Source organism: Camelimonas sp. FR25 (genome assembly GCF_059740505.1).
Genome location: NZ_JCAWFG010000095.1, coordinates 1 through 25,703 on the forward strand (window position 1 = coordinate 1; position 25,703 = coordinate 25,703).

Here is a 25,703-nt window from a genome sequence, read left to right on the forward strand (position 1 = left end):
GGTCATACGTTTGTCGTGGTCGCCGCGCTTCTGTGGAAGGAACATTTGTAACCATCGGCAAGTCGTTCGTCTTGCAGGCAAAAAAATCGCAATTTGACGTGGATGCGTCGCCGCTTGGCTTCAGCTTTTCGGCCCTCGCGCTCCCCCGTCCTCCTCAGCGCGCCGGTTTTATCGTCCAGTCGCTGACCAGTCTGGCAGGCTTGCACGCCAGCTCGCGCTCAATTTCCGCCAGGGGCCGCCAATGAACGGCGGGCGAAGGCGGTGAACTGATCCGCCAGCCGGTCACCGCCGCCATCCTGCCAGAGCTGCGTCAGGCGTGGGATGGTCAGGGGTGGGCTGATGATCCACGCCGCCGCTGTGCGCGGATCGTCGACGCAGATGCTGCCGTCATGCCGGCCCAGTTCGATCAGACGGATGACGCGACGGCTGAAGGCGCGCTGACGCTTGCGTACCGCCGCCATGACTTCGGGTTGCAGCGAATTCAGCTCGGTGAGCACGGCGCAGGCCCCGACCTCGGAGGTGATGCCCCGGATATAGGCGTGCATGAAGCAGGCGACCTTTTCCAGGCCGCTGGCCTCGTACGCTTCTGCTGCTTCCAGCGCCGTCTCCGCCAGCTCAAAGCCGATGTTGACGCAACACTCGAGCAGATGGTTTTTGTCGCGAAAATAATAATAGAACACCGTCTTGGAGATGCCGAGCCGAACCGCGATCTCATCAAGCGACACATTGCGGAAGCCGCGCTCATTGAAGGCCGCGCCTGCCTCGCGCAGCATCAGCCGGCGTTTCAGCGCCTGCTGTTCCTCTGAGGTCTCAAACTCGCCGTTCCAGCGTTTACGGGCCACTGCAGTCACCATTTGTCTCCCGGACATCGCCAGCTCACCGCGCCAAGGGCCAGGGCGGAAGCCCCGGCGCGGCCGCTGTCGTTATAGGGCGCCGCAGCGTCGGAGGCGCATCGCCTGTGCGCCTCGTTCCGCTCGGGCCGAACAGAGCGGGTTTGACACGGCCCACTATCGGCGGACGCCACGGGAGGCATGGGACAAGCTCATGCCCATGCGCGCCAGTCACTCCATGACGGCGACGACCTGCCCTTCCTCGACATTGTCTTCCGAAGCAACGAGGATGCGTTGCAGCACGCCGGCCTTGGGCGCCCCCACGGCGATTTCCATTTTCATCGCCTCCAGAATGATGATGGGGTCATCCTCCTGCAACTGGTCGCCAGGATTGGCGACGATCTGGAACACGCGTCCGGAAATTTCGCTTTTGACGTCAATGGCCATGTTGGTTTCCTCTCGTGGGGCTGCGGCTTGACCGCCGGTCGTTGTTGGTGTGGCGATGGGTCGGCTCGTGCGCTGGCGAAAGACCGGGTCTCCGGCGCAGCCCGCCTTGCGCATCGCATGGCTGTAATCAGGTGCGACGGCGATCTCAGAGACTCGTCGGCCAGGTGGCCAGACGATGCTGGCTGACGCCGCCAGTGGGACGGCGGGCGTAGACATCGAGCATGCCAGCGATCCAGTCGCGGGTTTCCGCTGGGCGGATCACCGCCTGGGCGGCGAAGATCCCCGCGAGTTCATAGGGCGAATTGCTTGCCACCATGTCGTTCATCAGCTCGGCATAGCCCGCGTCATCCGCCGCCGGGCGGCGGTTGTGCACGACGCTGACCGCGACCGCCGGATCGACAAACCCGACCTCTCCTGTGGTCATCACCGCCAGCGCGTCGGCGCCGGCGCCGCCCAGATTGAGATAGGCCTGGCCATAGCTCTTGCGCACCACCACGGCGACCTTCGGCACCGAAGCCAGATGCAACGCCCTGAGATTGTTCATGATCTTGCCGGCCACCACCTCATGCTCGGCCTGCAGCCCCACCAGAAAGCCGGGCGTGTCGGCCAGCAGCACGATGGGGATATTGAAGCTGTCGCAGAGCACGATGAACTCCGTCATCTTGTCACACGACTTGCCGTCGATCGCGCCGCCCTTGCGCATGGGATTGCTGGCGATGACGCCGACGCTGCGGCCGTTGATCCGCGCCAGCGCCGTCTCAAGGGTGCGACCGTAGCGGGCGCGCCACGGCGTCACCGAGCCGACATCGGCGATCAACTCCACCAGCTTGCGGCCGTCATAGACCTTGTTGCGGGCCTCCGGGATCAGCGCCGTGATCCGCGCGCCGTCATGGGCCTCAACCGGAGCGGAGGACAGCGGCGGCGGCTCATTGGCATGCGACGGCAGATAGGACAGAAAGCGCCGCAGCGCGAGGATGCAATCTGCGTCGGTGTCGCCGACATGGTCGGCGAAGCCGGTAATCTCGGCGTGCACATCGGCGCCGCCGAGTTCTTCCGCCGTCACCTCCTGGCTCAGCGCCACCGAGACAACCTTGGGGCTGGAGACCGAGAACGTGGCGCCGCGCCGAACCGATGTGAAATCCGACTGCACGGCGTACCATGTGCCCATGCCGTAACACGGGCCAAGCACCGCGCTGACCCAGGGCGTGTCGCGATCGCGATTGTTGCTGTTGAGCAAACCGATGCGACCCATGCCCGCCGCGCCCTGAATATCAGGCATGCGCGCGCCAGCGGATTCGATCAGAAAGGCGCAGGGCGCGCCCGCTTTCGAAGCGCTTTGCTTGAGGAAACCCAGCTTGCGGATATTATTCTGCGCCGATGAGGCGCCCAGCACCGTCAGATCGAACGAGGCCACGGCCACCACCCGACCATCGACCTTGCCGAAGCCGGTGACGATGCCATCGGCGGGGGTGCGTCCCGCATCCTCATCGCGCACCGATCGGGTGAACTCACCGATTTCCTGAAAGCTGCCTTCGTCACACAAAAGGGCGATGCGTTCACGGGCGTTGAGGATGCCATCCTTGCGCCGGGCCTGCAGTTTGGCTTCGCCGCCCATGGCGTGCACATGCGCCCGTCGCTGGTCGAATTCGGCGTCGAGGCTGGAGGTGGTGGTGGTCATGGCGTTTCCTTGCAAGCGGGCCAGCGCCGCGCCACGGGGCGCTGGCGCCGGGATCAGCGCCTGAGCGCGCTTCGCGATCACACGGGCGCGTTTGATCGAGCAGACGTCGCTCCCTGCGGGGAGAAGGGGAGCCTGTGCCGATCCTCAGAGTTCGGACATGCGCTAGCGCGCGGCGGTCAGGCGTTCTTTCTTGAGCACGATGCCAGCCTTTTCGCGGTCCCAGACGTCGCTGGTCACGCCCTCAGCGCGCAGCAGGTGCTTCTGTACCTTTTCCGTTGGGGTCCGGGGCAAATCACCAATGATGCGGAAGAAGCGCGGCACCATGAAATGGGCCAGCCGCGGCGTCAGGAAGGCCACCAGCTCCGGCAGATCAATCGTCTGTCCCGGCGAAGGCGCCAGCACCGCCAGCACTTCGTCCTCGCCGAACTCGCTGGGCACGGCGACCACCGCCACATCGCGCACGGCGGGATGTGCGACAATCTCCTTCTCAACCTCGAACGACGAAATGTTCTCGCCGCGGCGGCGGATGGCGTCCTTCATGCGGTCGACGAAGAAGAAATTGCCATCCTGATCACGGCGGAAGGCGTCGCCGGTATGGAACCAGCCATTGCGCCACGCCCTGGCCGTCGCTTCCGGGTTGCGATGATAGCCATGGTTGAGCGCCCACGGCATGTCGGAGCGGATGATCAGCTCGCCAATTTCGCCATGGGGGACCTCGCAATCATTGTCATCGACGACGCGCAACTCCACCCCGGCGCGCGGCCTGCCGCAGGTGCCCTTGACCGGCGGATCGACCACAAACAGCGGTGAGGAGGTTTCGGTCATGTTGAAGCTGGTCATCACCGATACGCCGAACCGCTCGGAGAACTCCTGGTACTGGTCCGACAGCGGCACCATCACCACTTTCTTCAGCCCATGGTCGCGGTCGCGCGCTGACGGCGGCTCCTTCAGCAGGAATGGCGTCATGGCGCCGAGCAGGATGGTGTGGGTGACTTCAAAGCGCCGCACCACGTCCCAGAACTCCTGGGTGCGGAAGGATTCGACCAGCGCCAGCGAACCGCCGCGCATCAGCGACGCCCAGATCGGTCCGGTTCCCCCCATGTGGAACATCGGCAGCGTCACCAGGATGCGGTCTTCCGGCAGCATGGAATTGTTCGGGATGAAGGTGGAATACACCTGCAGCGCCGAGGAGAGCACGCCCTTGGACGGGCCCGTGGTGCCAGAGGTGTAAATCACCGACAAAGTGTCCCACGGCATGATCTCGCGCTCCGGCGCAGCCAGAGCATCGCCATCGCCGTTGAGGCGCGACTGGTCATGCAGGGTCAGGCCGTCGATAACGATGGCGACGGCATCCGAAGTCACCACCACGTCGCGCAGCGCCGCCGTGTCGACGTCGGCGAGACGATCAACCAGCGCCGGATCAGCGATCATCAGCGTGGCGCTGGAATTCTCGATGACATGGGCCAGCAGCCCGCCGCGATAGCCGGTGTTGATCGGCACATAGACCGCGCCAAGATAATTGAGCGCCAGCATCACCCGCATGCAGGCGGCGCCATTGGGCAGCCACGACAGCACGAAATCGCCCTGGCGAACGCCAAGGCCCTGCAGGCCTGCAGCGCAATCGCGCACTTCCTGACTCAGACGGGCAAAGCTCCACGTCGCGCCATCCGCATAGACCACGAAGGGCGCCTCAGGGCTGGCGGCGGCATGCTTGTCGATCAGATCCCGTATCACGCAGGCGTCGCGCGACGGCATGCGCGGATCAAGCCGGGTGCTCATAGGCGTCTCCCAGGAGTTATTTTTGCATTGGCAGGGAGCGCGCGTTCACGCGCGTCAGCCTGCTGTGTCAGCCCCGGATGCGGGGGCTGAACCTGCGAGGCGTGGCGACGGCCGCGTGCCCGGCAGGTCATTGAGGCCCACGCCGAAGCGCCCCGAGCCAGCTCAGGCGGCGCGCCGGCGGCGTCTGTCAGCCGTCGACCGACACGGTTTCGAAGCGCGGACGGCCGAGCAGATTGGGCACGAAGCCCTTCACCGTCTGCTGCATCGCGGTGACATTCGGATCGAAGGCCAGCGGGATATAGACCGCCTGCTCGGCGGCGATACGCTGCACTTTTGCCAGCGCCGCCTTGCGCGCCGCCTGGTCAGCGCCGACGCGCGATTCCGCCAGAGCCGCCTCCATGCCGGGAATCTCCTGGCGGCCGCCATTATAGGGCGAGGACTTGCCGAAGATGATGTAGGGCACCATGGACGGGTCGGGCCGCGAGGTGATGGCGGCGATGAAGCTTTGCACGGCGCGCTGGAAGAAGAAGGCTGTCGAGGCCTCCGCCACGGTTGCGGTGCGCAGTTTGGTGTTGATGCCGGCCTTGCGCCACATCTCCATCAGCACCTCCTGGCGCTTGACGGCGGCCTGGTCGGCGTAGCCGATGGCGGTGAATTCGACCGTCGGATTGCCAGCCTGCTTGATCAGATATTTGGCCTTGTCCGGATCATAGGCGAGGATCTTCGCCGCCTCAGCGTCATATGGCCAATAAGATTTGGGATAGATAGTTGTCGCTGGCTCGCCGAGCCCGGCCAGCGTCGCCTTGTTGAACATCTCCCGGTCGATGGCGAGATTCATCGCCTGACGCACCGCGAGATTGTCGAAGGGCGGTTTGGAGAAATCCATATAGGCCATGTGCAGATAGAGCGACGGCGTGACGTCGACCTGCAGCTTGCCGCCCCGCTCGAGCGACGCCTTCTGGATCGGCGGCACGCTGACCACCATGTCATTCTGGCCAGCGACCACCGACCGGACGCCAGTGGCGACCTCGGTGATGACTTTTAGCTCCAGCTGGCCGGTCTTCGGCAGCGCCTTGTCCCAATAATTGGGGAAGCGCTCATAACCGACGACGACATTGTTCTCCCATTTGACGAATTTCCACGGCCCGGCGCCGACCGGATTGCGATCAATGGCGCCGCCGCCGGCCTTGATGGCGGTGGGCGAGGCCATCATGCCAGCGCGATCGGTGAGCACCAGCGGCAGCGACCGGTCCGGGCTCTTCAGCTTCAGCGTGATGGTGGTCGGCCCTTTGGTCTCGACGCTCTCCACGGAGCCGAGATCCACCTTGATGTTGGACTTCTCATCGGCGCGATAGCGGTCGAGGTTGAACTTCACCGCCTCGGCGTCCAGCGGCGTGCCATCGTGGAACGTGAGGCCAGGACGCAGTTCGAGCACCAGGGTCTTGTCGTCTGGATAAGACCAGGATTTGGCCAGGCCCGGCCGTGGCTCCAGCGTCTTTGGCTCCCACTGGATCAGCGTGTCATAGAGTGGGAACAGGAACTGGTGATCGCCGCCGCTGCGGCCGGTCGCCGGATCGAGCGTCGACGGATTGACGTTGATGGCGGCGCGCAGCACGCCATCCTTGCTCCCCTGTGCCTGCGCCGGATCAATGTTCCGGAACGTCAGCGCGAAAGCCGCCGCCGCGGCGGCGGCGCCAAGGACATCGCGACGGCGCAGGCCGTCGGCGTTAGCGGGTCTTTGCCGGTCACCTTTAACGCTCATCCTCGTCCTCCCCTGCGGCCTGGGCCGCGATCAAGCTGTTATGGTTTTTGACTGGTCACGAAGCGGCCGCTCATACCAGGATGCGAAGATGCTGACGCATCCGCATCCTGAAATCCTCAGGCGCCGCACGGGCTTAGCCAGAACCCGATGTGTCATTCTCATCGGGTTCTGGCATCAGATCGGCTGCACCCCGTGAAATTTCGGCGGCGCCGCCCTGGCGCTACGGCGCGGCGCGGTGCGGGCCAGCGCCTCAATCAGCAGCGGCCTGGTGTCACGCGAGTCGATGACGTCATCGACGCCGAAGCCCTCGGCAGCGGCCAGCGGACTGACCCGGGCGCGGAAACGGGCGATCAGCTCCGCCCGACGCTGCGCCGGGTCAGGCGCGCTGGCAATGTCCTTGTGGAACGCCACATCCACCGCGCCCTCGATCGACATGGCGCAGATCTCTGCGGTGGGCCAGGCGACGGTAAGATCGGCGCCGAAGCTGCGGCCGCCATTCATGGCGATAAAGCCGAGGCCGTAGCCCTTGCGCAGAACCACCGACAGGCGCGGCACGGTCGCGCGCCCGAGCTCATAGATGATGCGGGCGCTGCGGGCGGCGAGGCTCGAACGCTCGGCGGGCGTGCCGACGTGGAATCCGGGAATGTCGACGAAGAACACCAGCGGCAGGCCGAAGGCGTCGCAGATCGAGATAAAGCGCGCCATCTTCTCGCAGGCGGCGCTGTCGAGCGTGCCGGCAAAATGCAGCGGCTGGTTGGCGATGACGCCGACGGGCCGGCCATTGAGGCGGGCCAGGGTGGTGATGACGTTACGGGCGTAGGCAGGTTTCAGCTCAAAGCCGCTGCCCCGGTCAATGATGGCGTCCACGACCTTGCGCACGTCATAGGCGCGGCGCGAATTGGCCGGAACCATCTCCAGCAGCGCGGGTTCGCGCCGGTCAACGGGGTCATCACAGTCGACGATCGGCGCCGCCGCTTGGGCGTTGGACGGGAAATAGCTGAGATAACGCCGGATCGCCGCCAGCGCTTCCAGTTCGGTGTCAACGGCAAGGTCGGCGAGGCCGTTGCGATCGGCCTGGGCGGCGGCCCCGCCCAGCGCTTCCTTGTCGATATCCTCGCCCGTGGCCGCCTTGACCAGCGCCGGACCGGCGATGCCCATGGTCGACTGGCCACGCACCATCACCACAAAATCGGCGAGCGCGGCGAAGTTCGATGGCCCGGCGAAGCCCGGCCCCAGCATCGCCGCGCAGATCGGCGCCCAGCCAGACAGCTCCACCAATTTGCTGAATGGCGTCGAGACGCTGGCGAAATGCCGGCTGTCCAGCCCCTCCTGAATGCGGTGGCCGCCGCCATCCATCAGCGACACATAAGGCGCGCCATGATCGATGGCATACTGGATCGCCCGCGCGCCCTTCAGCCCGCCAGCCTTGCCGCTGCTGCCGCCCATAACGGTGAAATCCGAGGCGGAGACGACGACCGGGCGGCCCTCGATACGGCCGGTGCCCACAATGATCCCATCGCCCGGCGCATCCAGCGTTTCGCCATGTTCGGGCTTTGGCCGCACCAAAGCGCCCGCCTCGATAAAGCTGTCCGGATCGGTCAATGCGCTGATGCGCTCGCGGGCTGAGCGTTTGCCCAGCCGGTGCTGGCGCGCAATGGCGTCTGGCCTGCCAGCGTCGCTGGCGGCGAAACGCGCCGCTTCAATCCGCGCCAGAATGTCGGCCACCGAGGTCACGACGCCAGGACCTGCCGCAGCCGCTTGCGTGAGGCCCGCCGTCGCGCCAGACGCCGCAGCGTCAGCCGACGCCTGAGGCGCGCGCCCATTGTGTCGTGCAGCAAGCTTTTGTGCGGTGTCCGCCACGCGCCCTCTCCTGCCCCGGATACTGGCGTCAGGCCACCGCGCCGCAGACGGCGCACTGGCGCTGACCCAGTATCCACATCACACGCCTGCCGCCGCAGCGGACGCAGCATGGCGACCACTCGTGGCAAACAGCCATGGGTTGACGCAGACGGCGCCATCGGCGCGCGCCCGCGGGTTAATCGGCGTTTCCATCCCAATTCGAGCGACATTTGCGCCGCTTCGCCACGCCAGTGCCAATAAACTGACGCTGGCGTAAGTTTTATGACCCGACTGTAACAGCGGCTTTTTGCCTGTCAACGCGGCCAAGGCCTAATCGGCAAACTTTATCGCTTGCTGGCAAGCAAGTTTCTATGGACGCCGGTTGCGGCTCTGCTAGGCTGCACAAAACTCCGGCCCCGCCGCAGCTCAAGGCGCGTCGGCGCCAGCAAAAAATCTAGGGAGAAATGTCCGTGGATGCAGTCCCGTCGGATTCGCGCGCCCTGTTGGCGATGGTCGCCGCCGCCCATGAGGCGCTTGGCGACGTCGCCCGTGCGAGCCAGCTCGAACGCCACCGCAAACGGGCGCAGATGACCGCGCGTGAACGCATCGCTTATCTGTGCGAGCCTGGGTCGTTTCAGGAAATTGGCGCGCTAATCCGCCCCCGCAGCGGCCCGGACAAGGACGCCCCGGCTGACGGGGTGGTCGCGGGCACGGGCCGCATCGACGGGCGCTGGTGCGCCATCCTCTCACAGGATTTCAGCGTGTTTGGCGGCTCGATCAGCGAGCTCGGCAGCGCCAAGACCAGCCGCCTCGCCCATCTGGCCTCGACGCGCGGCATCCCGCTGGTGATGCTGCTGGATGGCGGCGGCCATCGCATTCAGGGCGGCCAGAATTCCCGCCACTTCGCCAAGGCTGGCCCGTTCTTTCATGATCTGGCGCGGATGTCGGGCTGGATTCCGATGGTCGCGGGCATGATGGGCGCGGGCTTCGCTGGCCCGACCAATTATGCCGGCATGGCTGATTTCGTCGTGATGGTGCGCGGCCAGTCGACCATGGGGCTGGCCGGCCCGGCGCTGGTCAAGGCCGGCACCGGTGAGGACGCCTCCATCCAGGAGCTTGGCGGGGCGGAGGCCCAGGTCGACCGCAATGGCCTCGCTCATCTCGGCGTCGACAGCGAAGCTGAGGCGCTCGACGCTATCCGGCGTTATCTCAGTTTTCTGCCGCAAAATGCCCGCGCCCCGGCGGCCATCCTGCCCTGCGATGACCCGGTTGAGCGCATGGCCGATGAGCTGCTCGATATCGTCCCCGCCAACACCCGGCGCGCCTATGACGTGCGCAAGGTCATCAATCTGGTCGCAGATCGCGACAGCTTCTTCGAGATCAAGCCGACGTTCGCCCGCAACATCGTCATCGGCTTCGCCCGGCTCGCTGGCCGCCCGGTCGGCTTCATCGCCAACCAGCCGCAGAAGCTGGGCGGCATGCTCACCTCTGACGCCTGCGACAAGGCGGCCCATTTCATCGCCGTCTGCGACGCCTTCGGCTTGCCGCTGATCTATCTCATCGATGTGCCCGGCTTCTCCATTGGCTCCGCCGCCGAGCGCACGGCCCTGGGCCGGCACAGCGCCAAGCTGATCTATGAGCTTGGCCACGCCACGGTGCCGCGCATCTCCGTGGTGCTGCGCAAGGGCTATGGCCTTGGCTATTTCGCCATGTGCGGCGGTCGCAGCTTCGACTCTGACGCCAGCCTCGCCTGGCCCACCGCCGAGATCTGCGCCATGTCGATCGAGGGATCGGTCGATGTCGCCTATCGCAAGGATTATGAGAGCCATCCCGAGCCGCACAAGCGCCGCCAGGAGCTGATCGACGCCATGCGCGCCGACATCAGCGTGCTCGAGGCGGCTGGCGGCTTTGGCGTCGATGACGTGATCGACCCGCGCCGCACCCGGGCCGAGCTGATCACCGTGCTCGATCAGGCGCCGTCGCGCAGAGACAATCAATTGCCGCCGAAGTTCAGATCCGTCGCGCCGATCTAAGCGCGTGCACCTGCATGCGCCGCGCCGACCCCAGGTCGGGGCGGCGTCCCACCGGCTGGTGCCGTGACATTGCCCCCTCAATGATCGGGCACCGCCGCCGAGGCCGCCATGTCCCGGCCTGGCCATTGGCCTTGCCGCATGGGGGCCCGATCCGATGGAGCGGGGTGCGCGAGAGGCGCATCCCGCTCTGGCGCAACTCGCCGCGTTACGTCCACAGCCCCTGGAGATGGCCATGAGCGCAATCACAGCTGTTCAGCCAGCCGACCCACGCATTCCTGCCGCTGACCGCTGCATCCTGCGCGACGCCGTTGAGAAATTCGCCCGCCAGCAGCCGCACAAGGTGTTCGCCCGCTTCGCCGATGGCGGCGAATGGAGCTGGGCGCAGATGCGCGCCGAGGCGATCCGCGCCGCCAATGGCCTGCGCGCCGCCGGCGTCCGCCAGGGCGATCATGTCGTCTCCTGGCTGCCCAATGGCCGCGACGCCATGCGGGTGTGGTTTGGCCTCAACTATCTCGGCGCGGTCTATGTGCCCATCAATCTGGCCTATCGCGGCAATCTGCTCGCCCATGTCATCGCCAATTCCGACGCCAGCCTGATTGTCTGCCACGCTGATCTGCTCGGCCGCCTCGCTGACATCGACCGGGCGCGGCTGACCACCGCCGTGGTCATCGGCGGCGCGACGGATGGCGCGCCGCACGCCCACGGCCTTGATCTGCTGCCGGCATCAACCCTGACCGACGGCGCCGACGATCTGCCGGCGCTGGAGCGGCCAATCATGCCCTGGGACACCCAGTCGATCATCTACACATCCGGCACCACGGGGCCGTCAAAGGGCGTGCTGTCGAGCTATCTGCATCTGGCGTCGATGGCCGATGAGCCATGGCCGTATTTTGGCCCCGACGACCGCGGCCTGTGCAATCTGCCGCTGTTCCACGCTGGCGGCACCGCCTGCGTCTATCGCTCGGTGCTGCGTGGTGCCTCGATCGTCATCGTCGACAGCTTCAATACGGCGGCGTTCTGGGATGAAATCCACCAGCACGGCGTGACGTCAGTGACGCTGCTCGGCGTGATGGCGACCTTCATCGTCAAGCTGCCGCCCTCCCCTGATGACCGCAACCATCCCTTGCGCACGGTCACCATGGTGCCGCTGTGCGAGGACGCGGTGGCGTTTTCCGAGCGCTTCGGCGTCGACGTCTACACCACCTTCAACATGACCGAGACGTCGTGCCCGCTGGTCTCGGAGCGCAACCCGACGGCGCTGTCGAGCTGTGGCCGCCCCCGCCCCGGCGTCGATGTGCGCATTGTTGACGGCAATGATTGTGAGGTCGCCACCGGCGAGGTTGGCGAGCTGATCCTGCGCACCGATCGTCCCTGGGCGATGAACCACGGCTACTACAAAAATCCGGAAGCCACCGTCGCCGCGTGGCGGAACGGCTGGTTCCACACTGGCGACGCCTTCCGCAAGGATGAGAACGGCGATTATTTTTTCGTCGACCGGCTCAAGGACACCATCAGGCGGCGGGGCGAGAATATCTCGTCTTATGAAGTGGAGACCGAGGTCTGCGCCCATCCGGCGGTGAAGGAAGCGGCGGTTGTCGCGGTGCCATCGGAATTCGCCGAGGATGATGTGCTGGTCGCCGTCTCGGTTGCAGAGGGCGCGTCCCTCGATCCAGCGGAGCTGCTGCAATTCCTGACGCCGCGCCTCGCCCATTTCATGATCCCCCGCTACGTGCGCGTGTTGGCCGAACTGCCGCGCACCCCGACACAAAAGGTGCAGAAACACCTGCTGCGCGCCGAGGGCGTCACGCCAGACGTCTGGGATCGTGAGGCGGCGGGCATCCGCATCCGTCGTGAGAAGATCGGCGCCGGAGGCGCCTGAACGCCAGGGCGGCCGCAGGCGTCAGCAATGGTCCGGCGCCGCAAACGGTGATGCCTGGCGCGGGCGAGCGAGCATGGCGCCGCCCTGCTCAGCAGTACGCTGGCGCGGACGATACGCCAGGCGATGGCGATAATGGGAGGCAACAATGACCAGACATAATGACGACGCCCGGCTGGTCCCGGGTCTGATCCGCGCCGATGGCGAGATTTCGCGTCGCGGCCTGCTCGGCCTCGCCGGCATGCTGGGCCTCGGTGCAGGCCTTGCCAGCCTTGGCGCTCCGGCGCGCGCCCAAAGCGGCGATCCGCTGCGCATCGGCTGGGTGCGGCCTACCACCGGCCGGCTGGTCACCAGCTTTGCGCCGCTTTACGCCGGCGGCGTCATAGCCGTCGATGAGATCAACGCCGCCGGCGGCATTCTCGGCCGCCAGATCGTCCGCGACGAGCATGATGATGAAGCGCTGCCGTCTAAGGAGCCAGGCGTCATTCTCAAGCTGGGCGCCCAGGGCGTGAACATCGTCGCCGGCCCCACCGGCTCGTCCCAGGCGCTGGCCTCGGCCGCCGCCACCACGCCGCGCAAGATCATCCAGACGACCTATGCGCTGCTATCCGACATGGGCGACGGCAAGAAATATCCCTACCATTACCAGTTCATCCTGAACTCGGACCAGCAGGCCGAAGCCTGCGTCGCCCACCTTGTCGACAAGCTCGGCATCAAGAAAATCGGCATCCTGCAGGAGAGCACCGCCTATGGCGAAAGCATCACCCCTGCCTCCGTCGCGCAGCTGAAGAAGCGTGGCCTCGCCCCCACCGATATCCAGGTCTTCCCGATCACCGCGCCTGACCTGAACATCTATCTGCAGGCGCTGCGCAAATCCGGCGCCGAAGCGGTGCTGATGTGGATGTCGACGCTGCCCAATTCGGCGATGGCCTTCAACACGCTGCACAGCATGAAATGGTATCCGCCGATGACCGGCCATACCTCGCTATTCCTCGAATCCCTGCTCGGACTCGCCCCGCCAGAAGCCATGAAAAACGCTTATGGCACCTGGTACAAGAACCTGACCTGGTCAGGCAATGAAGAGCCAGGCGAGCGCCAAAAAGCCTATGCCCGCAAGATCATGGCCAGCCCGGAAGCCAAGGGCTCCGAAGTCAACGCCGCCGGCGCGCCTTATTACGACTATCTGCATCTGCTGAAGCAGGTCATCGAAGAGCAGAAGAGCTTCGAAAGCGACAGGATCAAGGCCGGTATGGACCAGGTGCGCGGCTACAAGGGCATGCTCGGCACCATCAACTTCACCCCGGACAACCATCGCGGCATCGGCGTCGAAGAACTGGCCATGGCCTCCATTGTCTCGGCGCGAGACCCCAGGGCCATGGGCATCTTCCGCGAACGCGCCCCCGGCTGATCTGCGACGACCTGCAGCCCGGCGACCCCTTCTTCGCCGGGACAAAATCAGGAGCATGCAACAGGTCAATTTCACTGACATACAAGGCGGCCGCGCGGATGAGGCGCGCGGTTGGAGCCAATGCGCGAAGCATGACCCCGCTGAGGCTTGACCAGAAGCCATTGGGTCTTGCTGATCAGGTTCACCTATGACCAACGATGACGTCTTACAGACTTTCCAGCCAGTTACATAGTAATGACCGTCGCCCTCTGGATTTGACCGGGGAGTACGGGAGCTGACAGAGCCGCGCCAGGATATTTGCCAAAGTCAAGTCGACTCACTTGATCACAGCCGCTCCCGGACACCGCCGCCCGCCGCCACAATGGACCTGCTGCGCCCCTGCCGCTGGCGCTGTCCGAGAATTGGCGCCTGGCATGATCTGACCACCGCCCTCCTGCGTAATGATTCTCGTCTCATCGTCACGCGGGAGTATCCAGACATGGCCTGCCTCGTTCGTTCTTCACAACATGGCGCGACGCTCCGGCGGCATCCTTGCGTCAGACATGGCGGCATGGGGCTATTGCTTGCCGCAATGCTTGTCACATCACCCGCCCTGGCCGCAGATGCAACGCTGAGCGGCGCCGAAATCCGGGCGCTGATCACCGGCCGCACTGTCGCGCTGCAGACCCCCGTGGGCCAAATTCCCCTGCGCTATGAGGCGTCAGGCGCAGTCAGCGGCGATCTCGGCGGCGTGTCCGCTGTCGCCCGGCTGTTTGCCCCCCGCGAGACCGGCAAATGGTGGATCAGCGGCGACGCCATGTGCCAGCAATGGCCGAGCTGGTATGACGGCAAGCGTTTCTGCTTCCGCATAGAGAAGCAGGCTGGCGACCGGATACGCTGGCTCAGGGACGATGGCGAAGTGGGTCTGGCGGTGATCCGTTAGGCGATGCGCCCAACCGTGCTGATGCCAGATACGACCAGCACAGCTCACCCGGCTCTGGTCGAGCGCGTGCGACCACTGCGTATCTCCGGTCGCGCAGGCGTCAGCATCGTCGCAGCCCCGTATGCGTAACGCCGCAGCACGAAGCGCCCGCGCCGCCGTTCTATGCGCCAGGGCGTCAGCGCAACGACAGGGGTGGGCTCCTGATTGGAGCGACACGCCAGCAGGCGCGCGGCCAGGCGCCCGAACAACGACTGCCCGACCCAACAACTGCCTGAGGCGCCAGCACCTGAGGCCCGCGCCCCAACGTCATCAACACCCATGGAGAGCTGAATGTCGCAGCAACCATCGGCTTCCGCGCCGTCGTCCACCGGCAGCGTCCCGCTGGTCTGGATCACGGGCGCCAGCTCAGGCATCGGCGCGGCGCTGGCCCGGCGCATGGTGGAGCTTGACTGGCGCGTGGCGCTGAGCGCCCGCTCAGGCGACGCGCTGGCGCAACTTGCGGCGCAGCTTGGGACGGCGGCGCAGGCGCTACCGCTTGATGTCACCGATCGCGCGCAACTGGCCGACGCCTGGCGCCGCGTCTGCGCCGACGGGAACGTGCCCGACCTGGTGGTGCTGAACGCCGGCGCCTGGCTCGCCGATACGGCGCAAAACATTCAGCCGCAGGAGGTGCAGCGACTGATCGAGGTCAATCTGCTCGGCGTCGTCAACGCCATGGCGCTGGTCGCTCCCGCCATGATGCAGCGTGGCGCAGGCCAGATTGTCGTGGTCGCATCAGTCGCGGGCTATGGCGGGCTGCCAGGCGCCGCCGGCTATTGCGCCAGCAAGGCGGCCTTGCAAGCGTGGTGCGAGGCGATGCAACCGGAGCTCGCCGCCGCCGGCGTGTCACTGATGGTGGCCAATCCCGGTTTCGTCGATACGCCGATGACCAGCGTCAACGACTTTCCCATGCCCTTCATGATAACGCCGGAGGCCGCCGCCGCAGCGATCCTGAAGGGGCTCGACAGGCGCGCGCCCTCCTTCGCCTTTCCGCTGCCAATGGCGATCGGCGTGAGGCTGTTGTCGATCCTGCCGGCCCGGCTGCGGCTCGCCATCAAGAGACGGATGCTGCGGCGGGCGTCAGCCTGAAATGCCCGACATCAATGCGCCCCTCGCGAAAACCTGCGGCGCAGTAATGGAAGTAAAACCGCCACATGCGGTAGAATTTGTCGTCAAAGCCCAGCGGCCTGATCTGGTCCCAATTGCGGCAAAAGCGCTTGTCCCACTCCAGCAAGGTGCGCTCATAGTCACCGCCGAACCAGAACGGCGTGTCCATCTGCAGCCCCGCCTCGAGCGCCGCCGCTTCAAGCCGCGTGGGCGACGGCAGCATGCCGCCTGGGAAAATATAGGTCTGGATGAAGTCCGCCGCGCGCCGGTAGTTGTCAAACCACGGCTCGCCGATGGTGATCACCTGCAGCATCGCCGCGCCATCTGGCCTGAGCAGCGAGCGCACCTTGTCGAAGTACACTGGCCAGTTTGACTCACCGACCGCCTCGAACATTTCAATCGACACGATGCGGTCGAAGGCCCCGGTCGCCGCGCGATAGTCCTCAAGCCGCACCTCGATTTGACTGCTGAGGCCAGCCCCCGCGACCCTGGCGCGCGCCATCTCGGCCTGAGCCTCCGAGATCGTCAGGCACACCAGCCTGCAACCGGTCTCTTTGGCGGCGAACAGCGCAAACCCACCCCAGCCACAGCCAATCTCGAGCACTGTATGGTGCGCTTCGACGCCAAGCTCCCGCACAATGCGCCGGTACTTCGCCTCCTGAGCCGCGGCAAGCCCTGTATCCGGCCCGGCGAACAGCGCCGCAGAATAGGTCATGGTTTTATCGAGCCAGTGGCCGTAGAACGCATTGCCCAGATCATAGTGGAAGGCGATGTTCCGCCGGCTGCCGCGCCTGGTGTTGGCGTTAAGGCGATGTCTGAGATTGGCCAGAGCCTGCACCGCGCGCGGCGCCGTAAGCGCGGCGTCGAGCGCCGCCTCATTGGCTGCGCCAAAGTCCAGCACCGCGCCAAGATCCGGGCTGTCCCACAGACCGTCGCGCCAGGCTGTGGCGAGGCCCAGCAGTCCGCCGCCCGCAAGGCGGCTGAAAAAGCGCCAGGACCGGATATGCATCTGCGCCTGGGCCCCGGGCAGCGGCCCATTGGCGGACACCGTCGCTCCGTCTGGCAGTCGCATGATCACGCCGCCATGCTGAACGCCGCGCAGCCAGCGCCTGACGAGCCAGGCGGCGATCCGCCCGTGAATGCGGGGGCTGCCGTTCAGGGCGTCTCCGCGACCGGTCATGTCTGTCATGGTCATGGGTTTGGATTTCCAGTGCTGGTGCGGCGTGCGGCGGCGGTACGCGCGACAACGCCACGACCCTCCGCGTCAGTAGCTGCATTGCATACGGCAGCTGCATTGCATACGGCGCAAGCTGCGTGGCGGATCACTGGCGCAGCAACCAATCTGTCGCCGTGTCGCTGTAGGCGCTGCATGACCACCCAGCCGCGCCGGCCCTGGCGCCGCGGTCGCGCGAAATTGCCCGCGCCACGTGATCCACTGTGGGGCGCCGCGCGTAAGTTCTGTACACAACTGGGCAGGCGGGCGCGCTCTGACAGGGAGGACGCAACCCGCCTGGCCAGACCGCAGCCCCCCTTCCTGCCCCGTGGCCGTCCTCGCCCTGGACCGGGCGGTCGCAGCGCTGCAAACATCGCATGTGTACATCATAGACGAGCGCGGCGACATTAGCGTATTTAGCCGCGCATGTTAAACAATGACGCGCTTCACAGGACATACATCCGGAGTTAAGCATGAGCTTCCCCTTACGCATGCCCGACGTCATGACGTTTTCAATCGCATGGGCCGCCACAGCTGCGGTGTTTCTGCTGCTCGACTATCTCTGGCTCTCCAACATGACGGCGACGCTGTATCGGCCACGTATCGGCGCACATTTGGCGCCAGATCCGCGCCTCGGCGTGGCGGCGGCATTTTACGTCCTCTATGCAGCAGGCGCCGTGTGGTTCGCAGTGGCCCCTGGCCTCTCAACGGGGTCCTATGTGGTGACGCTGGTGAATGGCGCGCTCCTCGGCGGCATGGCCTATGGCGCCTACAACGCTACCAACCTCGCGACGCTCAGGGAGTGGTCAGATCTGGTCGCCGTCATCGACACCAGTTGGGGCATGTTGCTCACCGCCATTTCCAGCTGCGCCGGCCTGTTCATCACCCGCCTGGTCCAGGGCGCATCGTGATCATGCGACTGGGGAGCATCCCCCAGACGGCGGCAATGGCCCAGCGCACGCTGCAAGGCCAGCTGCGGAATCCTCGCGCCATCACATCAAGACGGAGGCGGCGCCCAGGGCCCGCGCCTCCCGCCTCGCTGATCTGAGCCCTGCCTTCTGGACCCCGTCCTGTCACTTGCCTGTGCTTGCGCACAGCCGCTCGACGCTCTGCGGGGCGGCGCCACGCCCGCGCCACTCGTCACATTGTCCCATTTTCATCGGCTTGCCGTTCCAGATCGCCGCCGCCACCCCGGGCCGTGGCCAGGTGGAACGCTCCACTATTGGCTGAGCGTGAGGGCGGGCCAAGTCATCGCGCCAGATTTTGCTTGCGCATCGATGCTGCGACGCAGATTAGGACCCGCCCAAAGCCATCAGCGCGCATGGAAAGGCGCATGAATACTGATCGCCATGCGCCAGTATTGAGCCCTGCCGCCAGGACGTCTAGACCAGTCGCCATCCACCGGGCCGCGGCAGCCTGCGGTCGCGCCTCTGGCGCATGTCCATCCGACGGGCGCGTTTCCAAAGGTGGCGTGGCGTCTATCGCGCCATCCCACGACCATATGGATCGAGCGCGCACCGTGAGTCAGGGAAATCACTGGTGATAAAACGCGTCCTCAGTCTCACACTCTTTTCCGCCCTCGCCGCCAGCCACACCGCAGTCAGCGCCCCATCCCGTGTCGCTGACGCCATCTACTTCGGCGGCGATATCGTCACGGTGGACGATGCAAGACCAAAAGCTGAGGCGCTGGCGGTGAAGGATGGCAAGATCCTTGCGGTCGGCCCGCTGCAGGAGGTGACGGCCAGGGCCAAAGGCGAGGCGACGCGGCTGGTCGACCTGAAGGGCAAGGCGCTGTTGCCAGGCTACATCGACCCACACAGCCATTTCATCAATGGCCTCGCCATGGAGGACCAGGCCAATGTCACGGCGCCGCCCGTCGGCGACGCCTCAAATGCGGCGGACATTGTGCGCAACCTCAAGGCCTTCGCCGCGCGCAAGGGCAAGAAGCCAGGCGAGCTGATCATTGGCTATGGCTATGACGATAACATGCTGCCGCCCGATCATCCCCTGACCCGCGACGATCTCGACCCGGCGTTTCCGGATAATCCGGTGATCGTCATCCATGTCTCGACCCATGGCGCCGTGCTGAACAGCGCGGCGCTGAAGCAGTTCAACATCACCGCCGCAACCCCTACTCCCGCCGGCGGCGTGATCGCCCGCAAACCAGGCAGCAACGAGCCGACGGGGCTGCTGATGGAGACAGCGTGGCTGCCGTTGCATGAGCAATTGCCGGCGCCGACGCGCGATCAGGAGGCGGCGCAGATCAAATACGCCCAGGCGCTCTATGCGCGCGCGGGCGTGACCACGGCGCAGGAAGGCGCGTCCATGGCGCCGCATGTGGAGCTGCTGCAGCGCGCCGCAAGGGCTGGCGGCCTCTACATTGACCTGATCTCCTATCCATTCGTCGGCGACCTTGAGGCTGTGCTCCGGAACAATCCGCCGGAGCGTTTCGGCGCCTATGAAAACCGCTTCAAGCTGGGCGGCTGCAAGATTCTCGCCGATGGCTCGCCCCAGGGCCGCACGGCGGCGTTCACCACCCCTTACCTGACTGGCGGTCCCGGCGGCGAGAAGGACTGGCGCGGCGAACTGACTTTCCCGCAGGAGACCCTCAACGCCATGTTCAGGGCCTGCTATGACCGTGGGCTTCAGGTCACCGCCCATGCCAATGGCGACGCGGGCATCGACGCGGTGCTGCGGGCGCATGAGGCCGCTGCGCCGGACAGCCTCGACAGGGATCGCCGCACCGTGGTCATCCACTCCCAGTTCGTGCGCAAGGACCAGCTGGAGAAGTTCGTCGCCTACCGGATGAACCCGTCGTTCTTCACCGAGCACACGTTTTTCTTCGGCGACGCCCATGTGAAGAACCGCGGCCTTGCCCAGGCCTCGTTCATCAGCCCGATGCGGGCGGCCATCGACCTCGGTCTCAGGCCAACCAATCACACCGATTTCAGTGTGGTCCCCATGGACCAGATGATGGTGATGTGGACCGCCGTCAATCGCCCGATGCGCAATGGCGAGACCCTCGGCCCCGACCAGCGCGTCACGCCGCTTGAGGCGCTGAAGGCGATCACCATCAACGCCGCTCGGCAATATTTCGAAGATGACCGCAAGGGCTCGCTCACCCCAGGCAAACAGGCCGACCTCGTCATCCTCGACCGCAACCCGCTGACCGTTCCACCCCAGCAGATCAAGGACATCAGGGTGCTGGAGACCATCAAGGACGGCCACACTGTTTATGCGGCGCAGTGAGCGACAGGTTTAGTGGCGAAGCGTGCGCTGCATCGGGCGGCGCACGACGTCTGGCCGCGGATCGCCTGCCTGCAGGCCCTGGCGACCCGACGTCAGATTAGCCAGACGCCTGCAACGCCTCATCGGCGATCACCTGCTCTTCATCCGTCGCCATGACCAGCGCGGTGATGCGACTGTCGGAAGCGCTTATCGCCCAGACGTTGGCGGCGTTGGCGGCTGGGTCGAGGCGGAGGCCGAGCCAGGACAGGCGGGCTGCGATCATGGCGCGGATTTCCGGCTGGTGCTCGCCGATGCCGGCGGTGAAGATGACGCCGTCGATGCCGCCCAGGGTGGCGGCTATGCGCATGGCCTCGCCGGCGATGCGCAAGGCGAACAGCTCCAGCGCCTCGCGCGCCTCTGGACGGTCGCTGGCCAGCAGAGCGCGGCTGTCGGCGCTGACGCCCGAAACGCCGAGCAGTCCGGCCTGGTTGTACAGCAGATCTGCGAGGGCATCGGCGCTTTTGCCCTGATGCTGCAACAGATGCAGCAGCACGCCCGGATCGAGGGCGCCGCAGCGCGTCGCCATAGGCACGCCGTCCAGCGTTGAAAAGCCCATGCTGACGTCGCGGCTAAGGCCGCCATGAAGGCCGCACAGGCTGACGCCCGAGCCCATATGCGCCACGATAACCCGGCCCGCCGCCAGCGCCGGCGCCTGGCGCGCCAGCTCTGAAGCGATGTATTGGTATGACAGACCGTGGAAGCCATAGCGCTTGATCCCTGCGTCATGCAGGGCGCGCGGCAGGGCGAAGCGCCGCGTCAACGCCGCATTGCTGCGGTGGAAGGCGGTGTCGAACGACGCGGTCTGGCGCAGCTCCGGTCGCATGCGGCTGATGGCGTCGATGAGACGCAAGGCCTGGGGCTGGTGCAGGGGGGCGAATGGGGCCAGCGCCTCCATGGCGTCCCGCGTCTCTGGCGTGATCAGCACCGGGCCGCTGAACCGGTCGCCGCCATGCACCACCCGGTGGCCAACCGCTTCGATGGCGTCCAGATCGAAATGCCAGGCGAGCCGCGCGAAGGCCTCCGCCAGCACCGCATCGAGGCCCGCGTCCGGGCTGGCCTCCAGTTGTACGTCAAACCGGTCAGGCCCCTCGGTCAGCTCAAATCTGAGCGGCGCGACGCGAAAATCGATCATGCCTTTGCCGATCCGCCTCGCGGTTGCGCCCTCGCGCGCGAAAAGCCCGATTTTGACCGTCGAAGATCCCGCATTGAAGGTAATGAGCAGCCGCTGTTGCTCCATGCCACATTCTCCCAGTGACGCCACGCGGCGCCCTGCTGGCGCCCCGCCAGCTGCGTCGACCCTCTGGGCAAACCGCCGCACATCACAAGATGCTGACGTCGCGTCGCCCAGCACAACACCGCAGGCGTCATGACCCAGCCTGGCCGTGCACATGCTCCCTGCAGCCAGCGCCAGCTGCGCCCGCACAGCTTGCCTCACCCATTGTTACGCAAGGTGGATCGCCCGTGTTGCTGGTTATTCGCTTGGCGATCCGCCTCACGATTTGCGCCGGAGCAGCCATGTTCGTGCCGCATGGACAAGTCAGCGCTTGTTGGCGCACGATCACACACGGCCCGCGCTGCGCCAAGGGCAGACCAGCGCAGCGGTGGCGATCCATGGCAGGGAAATGAACAGAATGACCACCACCACCCGGCGATGGATTGGCGCGGCGCTTGTGGCCCTGGCCATTGGCGGCGGCTATCTGGCCTATACGCGCCTCGGCGCCAGCGGTCTGCCAGACGGGTTCGCCAGCGGCAATGGCCGCCTTGAGGCCGTGGAGATCGACATTTCCGCCAAGTCGCCTGGCCGCATCCGGACAATTCTGGTTGATGAGGGCGATTTCGTTGAACAGGGCCAGGTGCTGGCGCAGATGGACACCGATCTGCTGGAGAGCCGGCGCAAGCAGGCCGAGGCCGAATTGCAGCGCGCCAGCATCGCTGTTGAGACCGCGCGCAATGTGGTGAAGCAGCGCGAGGCCGAGCGTGAAGCCGCCGAAGCAGTGATCGCCCAGCGAGAGGCCCAGCTGGATGCGGCGGAGCGCAAGCTGGCGCGCTCGGAACATTTGGTCAAAACCAACGCCGCCAGCCAGCAGACCCTCGACGACGACCGCGCAGCCGAGCGTGGCGCCCGCGCCGCGCTCGGCGCCGCAAAGGCGCAACTGGCGGCGACAGGCGCGGCCATTGGCGCGGCCCAGGCCCAGGTCATTGACGCTGGCGCGGCCGTGGAGGCGGCGCGGGCCGCCATCGCCGCCATCGTCACCGAGATCAATGACAGCACCCTGCGCTCGCCACGCCCTGGCCGCATCCAGTACCGCGTCGCCCAGCCTGGCGAAGTGGTGGCCGCTGGCGGCCGGGTGCTGAATCTGGTCGATGTCGGCGACGTCTTTATGAGCTTCTTCCTGCCCACCGCCCAGGCCGGACGGGTGGCGCTGGGCGCCGATGTCCGCATCGTGCTCGACGCCGCTCCGCAATATGTCGTGCCGGCGAAGGTCAGTTTTGTCTCCGATGTAGCGCAATTCACGCCGAAGACTGTCGAAACGACCCAGGAGCGTGAAAAGCTGATGTTCCGGGTCAAGGCCCGCATTGCGCCAGAACTGCTGAGGCAGCACATACGTCAGGTCAAGACCGGCCTTCCGGGCATGGCCTACGTTCAACTTGACCCTGCGGCGCCATGGCCGGCGCGGCTCGCGCAGACGGTCAAGTGATCATGGCGGCCGGTGGCCCCATGGACCCTGTCGTGCGCCTTACGGGCGTCAGCCTGAGCTATGGCGCGACGCGCGCCCTTGATGACATCTCGCTGGCGCTCCCGGCTGGCTGCATGATCGGCGTCATCGGCCCTGACGGCGTCGGCAAATCCAGCCTGCTGTCACTGATCTCCGGCGCGCGGGCGATCCAGCACGGCGTGGTCGAGGCGCTGGGCGGCGACATGGCCGATCGCAGCCATCGCGAGGCGGTGTGCCCGGACATCGCCTTCATGCCGCAAGGTCTGGGCAAGAACCTTTATCCCACCCTGTCGGTTTACGAGAACATAGACTTCTTCGGACGGCTGTTCGGCCATGATCGCGCCGAACGCGCCCGACGCATCGCCCAATTGTTACAGCGCACCGGCATGAGCCGCTTCGCCGACCGGCCGGCAGGCAAGCTCTCCGGCGGAATGAAGCAGAAGACCTCACTGTGTTGCTCGCTGATCCACGATCCGGCGCTGCTGATCCTCGACGAGCCGACCACCGGCGTCGACCCTCTGTCGCGGCGGCAGTTCTGGGAGCTGATTGACGACATCCGGGCCGAACGCCCCGGCATGAGCGTCATTGTCTCCACGGCTTACATGGAAGAGGCCCAGGGCTTCGACTGGCTGGTGGCCATGAACGACGGCAAGGCGCTGGCCGCCGGCCCGCCGCAGGAGTTGCTGCAGCGCACGGGCGCCGCCTCGCTCGACGCGGCGTTCATCGCCCTGCTGCCACCGGATCAGCGCAACGATCACCATGACGTCGTGATCCCGCCGCGGCGCACGCCTGCCGGCGACGAAATCGCCATTGAAGCGCAGAATGTGTCGGTGCGCTTCGGCGATTTCACCGCCGTCGATCAGGTCAGCTTCCGCATCCCGCGCGGCGAAATTTTCGGTTTCATTGGCTCCAATGGCTGCGGCAAGAGCACCACCATGAAAGTGCTGACTGGCCTGTTGCCAGCCAGTGACGGCGTGGCGCGGCTATTCAGCGCCGACGTCGACCCCAATGACATCGCGGTGCGGCGGCGCGTCGGCTATATGAGCCAGTCATTCTCGCTGTATATGGAACTCACCGTCCGGCAGAATTTGCAGCTCCATGGCGAGCTCTTCGCCATGGACGCAGCGGACATCCCGGCCCGCATCACCGCGCTGGCCCAACGTTTCGGTCTCGACGCCGTACTCGACAGCCTGCCCGACGCCCTGCCGCTTGGCGTACGCCAACGGCTGTCGCTGGCGGTCGCCGTCATCCACCGCCCGGAAATCCTGATCCTCGACGAGCCCACATCCGGCGTCGATCCTGTGGCGCGCGACGCCTTCTGGCAGCTCCTCGCGGACCTGTCGCGCAATGACAATGTCACGATCTTTGTCTCCACCCATTTCATGAATGAGGCGGCGCTGTGCGATCGCATCGCGCTCATGCATGCGGGCAAGGTGCTAGTCACCGACACGCCCGCCGGCGTCACCCGTCGCTGGCAGGCGGCGACGCTGGAAGACGCCTTTGTCGCCTGCCTTCAGGAAGCGATCGACGCCAGCGACGCCGGCGCAGCGCCAGCCGTGGCGGCGGCGGCGCCTCCTGCCCAACGTGCCGACAGCCCGGCTGACGCCGCCAGCGACGCCGGCCCGCCGCGCCGCCGCCTGTTCGATCCACGCCGCATGCTGGCCTATTCCGGACGCGAGGCGCTGGAGCTGCGGCGCGACCCCATCCGCGCCACGCTCACCATTCTGGGCAGCGTGCTGCTGATGTTCGTGATCGGCTATGGCGTCAACATGGACGTGCAGAACCTGCGCTTCGCCGTTCTCGACCGGGACGACACCAGCCTCAGTCGCGACTATGTCCAGCAACTGGCCGGATCGCGCTATTTCGAGCAGCGTCCGCCGCTCATGGGCCATGATGATCTCGACCGGCGCATGCGGGCAGGTGAGATCAGCCTCGCCATTGAGATCCCGCCTGGCTTTGCCCGGGACGTGGCGCGCGGCCGCCCGGTCGCGGTCGCAGCCTGGATCGACGGCGCCATGCCCTCGCGCGCCGAGACCATTCAGGGCTATGTCCAGGGCATGCACGCTGGCTGGCTGGCGCAAAAATCGCGGCATGTGCTGGGCGAGGCGGCGACACGCGGCGCTTTCGATATCGCTATCCGCTATCGCTACAATCCGGCGGTCGAAAGCCTCACCGCCATGGCTCCGGCGGTGATCCCCCTGCTGCTGCTGATGATCCCGGCCATGCTGGCGGCGCTGAGCGTGGTGCGGGAGAAAGAGCTGGGCTCGATCATCAATTTTTATGTGACGCCGGTGACGCGGCTGGAATTCCTGCTGGGCAAACAGCTGCCTTACGTGGCGCTGGCCTTCGTCAATTTCCTGATGCTCACCGCCTTCGCCATTTTCATCTTCCGCGTGCCATTCACCGGCAGTTTCGTGGCCTTTGCGCTTGCGGCGCTGGTTTATGTCACGGTCACCACCAGCCTTGGCCTCGTCATCTCCAGCTTCCTGCGCAGCCAGATCGCGGCGATCTTCGCAACGGCCCTGCTCACCCTGATCCCGGCGGTGCAGTTTTCGGGGATTATCGACCCGGTCTCGTCCCTACAAGGCACCGGCCGGCTGATCGGCGAGCTCTATCCCTCGACCTATTTCGTCACCATCGCTCGCGGCGCCTTCTCCAAGGCGCTGGATTTTGCGGCGCTGGCCCCCTCGATCCTGCCCATGCTGATCATGGCGCCGCTGCTGACGCTTGCCGGCGTCCTGCTGCTACGCAAGCAGGAGAGCTGA

Annotated in this window: 18 protein-coding genes; 10 read left to right on the forward strand and 8 right to left on the reverse strand. The window is 65.8% G+C overall.

Features of this window, described 5'->3' with window-relative positions; translation table 11 throughout:
* On the forward strand, nucleotides 1-245 hold a 245-nt coding region (locus AC6A67_RS13675), incomplete at its 5' end, for a hypothetical protein (protein ID WP_498037108.1).
* Here the strand turns inward: AC6A67_RS13675 and AC6A67_RS13680 are convergent.
* The 6 genes from AC6A67_RS13680 to AC6A67_RS13705 all read right to left on the reverse strand — a co-directional run bounded on the left by AC6A67_RS13680 (nucleotide 219) and on the right by AC6A67_RS13705 (nucleotide 8,356).
* Complete coding sequence (locus tag AC6A67_RS13680; RefSeq protein ID WP_498037109.1) at nucleotides 219-854, reverse strand: TetR/AcrR family transcriptional regulator; 636 nt, start codon at nucleotides 852-854, stop codon at nucleotides 219-221. The genes AC6A67_RS13675 and AC6A67_RS13680 overlap by 27 nt on opposite strands.
* A 207-nt stretch (nucleotides 855-1,061) precedes the next feature.
* Nucleotides 1,062-1,277, reverse strand: a complete 216-nt coding sequence (locus AC6A67_RS13685) for an acyl-CoA carboxylase biotin carboxyl carrier protein subunit (protein ID WP_498037110.1) — start codon at nucleotides 1,275-1,277, stop codon at nucleotides 1,062-1,064.
* Between the two features lie 145 nt (nucleotides 1,278-1,422).
* Entirely contained in the window at nucleotides 1,423-2,955 is a 1,533-nt protein-coding gene (locus tag AC6A67_RS13690) for an acyl-CoA carboxylase subunit beta (RefSeq protein ID WP_498037111.1), read from the reverse strand.
* Between the two features lie 162 nt (nucleotides 2,956-3,117).
* Nucleotides 3,118-4,734: an AMP-binding protein gene (locus AC6A67_RS13695; RefSeq protein ID WP_498037112.1), complete on the reverse strand. Its 1,617-nt coding sequence runs from the start codon at nucleotides 4,732-4,734 to the stop codon at nucleotides 3,118-3,120.
* A 187-nt stretch (nucleotides 4,735-4,921) separates the two neighbouring features.
* Entirely contained in the window at nucleotides 4,922-6,496 is a 1,575-nt protein-coding gene (locus AC6A67_RS13700) for an ABC transporter substrate-binding protein (protein WP_498037113.1), read from the reverse strand.
* 174 nt (nucleotides 6,497-6,670) lie between these two features.
* Entirely contained in the window at nucleotides 6,671-8,356 is a 1,686-nt protein-coding gene (locus AC6A67_RS13705) for an acyl-CoA carboxylase subunit beta (RefSeq protein ID WP_498037114.1), read from the reverse strand.
* Between the two features lie 449 nt (nucleotides 8,357-8,805).
* Between AC6A67_RS13705 and AC6A67_RS13710 the strand changes: the two genes are divergently transcribed.
* From AC6A67_RS13710 to AC6A67_RS13730, 5 genes are all read left to right on the forward strand, one after another.
* A complete protein-coding gene (locus AC6A67_RS13710; RefSeq protein WP_498037115.1) occupies nucleotides 8,806-10,368 on the forward strand; it encodes an acyl-CoA carboxylase subunit beta in 1,563 nt (520 codons plus the stop codon).
* 232 nt (nucleotides 10,369-10,600) lie between these two features.
* On the forward strand, nucleotides 10,601-12,247 hold the full coding sequence (locus AC6A67_RS13715) for an AMP-binding protein (RefSeq protein WP_498037116.1): 1,647 nt from the start codon (nucleotides 10,601-10,603) through the stop codon (nucleotides 12,245-12,247).
* A gap of 145 nt (nucleotides 12,248-12,392) precedes the next feature.
* Entirely contained in the window at nucleotides 12,393-13,652 is a 1,260-nt protein-coding gene (locus tag AC6A67_RS13720) for an ABC transporter substrate-binding protein (protein WP_498037117.1), read from the forward strand.
* A 571-nt stretch (nucleotides 13,653-14,223) separates the two neighbouring features.
* Nucleotides 14,224-14,574: a hypothetical protein gene (locus AC6A67_RS13725; protein ID WP_498037118.1), complete on the forward strand. Its 351-nt coding sequence runs from the start codon at nucleotides 14,224-14,226 to the stop codon at nucleotides 14,572-14,574.
* A gap of 330 nt (nucleotides 14,575-14,904) precedes the next feature.
* On the forward strand, nucleotides 14,905-15,702 hold the full coding sequence (locus AC6A67_RS13730; protein ID WP_498037119.1) for an SDR family NAD(P)-dependent oxidoreductase: 798 nt from the start codon (nucleotides 14,905-14,907) through the stop codon (nucleotides 15,700-15,702).
* Here AC6A67_RS13730 and AC6A67_RS13735 read toward each other — a convergent pair.
* Nucleotides 15,668-16,915 (reverse strand): class I SAM-dependent methyltransferase, encoded by a 1,248-nt coding sequence (locus tag AC6A67_RS13735; protein WP_498037120.1) that lies wholly within the window; start codon nucleotides 16,913-16,915, stop codon nucleotides 15,668-15,670. The two genes, AC6A67_RS13730 and AC6A67_RS13735, sit on opposite strands and share 35 nt — an antisense overlap.
* 491 nt (nucleotides 16,916-17,406) lie before the next feature.
* Between AC6A67_RS13735 and AC6A67_RS13740 the strand changes: the two genes are divergently transcribed.
* Together AC6A67_RS13740 and AC6A67_RS13745 are read left to right on the forward strand one after the other, a co-directional pair.
* Nucleotides 17,407-17,844: a DUF2177 family protein gene (locus AC6A67_RS13740; RefSeq protein ID WP_498037121.1), complete on the forward strand. Its 438-nt coding sequence runs from the start codon at nucleotides 17,407-17,409 to the stop codon at nucleotides 17,842-17,844.
* A 628-nt stretch (nucleotides 17,845-18,472) separates the two neighbouring features.
* On the forward strand, nucleotides 18,473-20,182 hold the full coding sequence (locus tag AC6A67_RS13745) for an amidohydrolase (protein ID WP_498037122.1): 1,710 nt from the start codon (nucleotides 18,473-18,475) through the stop codon (nucleotides 20,180-20,182).
* 97 nt (nucleotides 20,183-20,279) lie between these two features.
* Here the strand turns inward: AC6A67_RS13745 and AC6A67_RS13750 are convergent, their stop codons facing one another.
* Nucleotides 20,280-21,458: an acetate/propionate family kinase gene (locus tag AC6A67_RS13750; RefSeq protein ID WP_498037123.1), complete on the reverse strand. Its 1,179-nt coding sequence runs from the start codon at nucleotides 21,456-21,458 to the stop codon at nucleotides 20,280-20,282.
* A gap of 394 nt (nucleotides 21,459-21,852) precedes the next feature.
* Between AC6A67_RS13750 and AC6A67_RS13755 the strand changes: the two genes are divergently transcribed.
* Together AC6A67_RS13755 and rbbA are read left to right on the forward strand one after the other, a co-directional pair.
* Nucleotides 21,853-22,920, forward strand: coding sequence for an HlyD family secretion protein (locus tag AC6A67_RS13755; RefSeq protein ID WP_498037124.1), 1,068 nt, complete (start codon nucleotides 21,853-21,855; stop codon nucleotides 22,918-22,920).
* 20 nt (nucleotides 22,921-22,940) lie between these two features.
* The gene (rbbA, locus tag AC6A67_RS13760; RefSeq protein WP_498037125.1) at nucleotides 22,941-25,703 is read left to right on the forward strand and encodes a ribosome-associated ATPase/putative transporter RbbA; all 2,763 of its coding nucleotides are present in this window, start codon (nucleotides 22,941-22,943) and stop codon (nucleotides 25,701-25,703) included.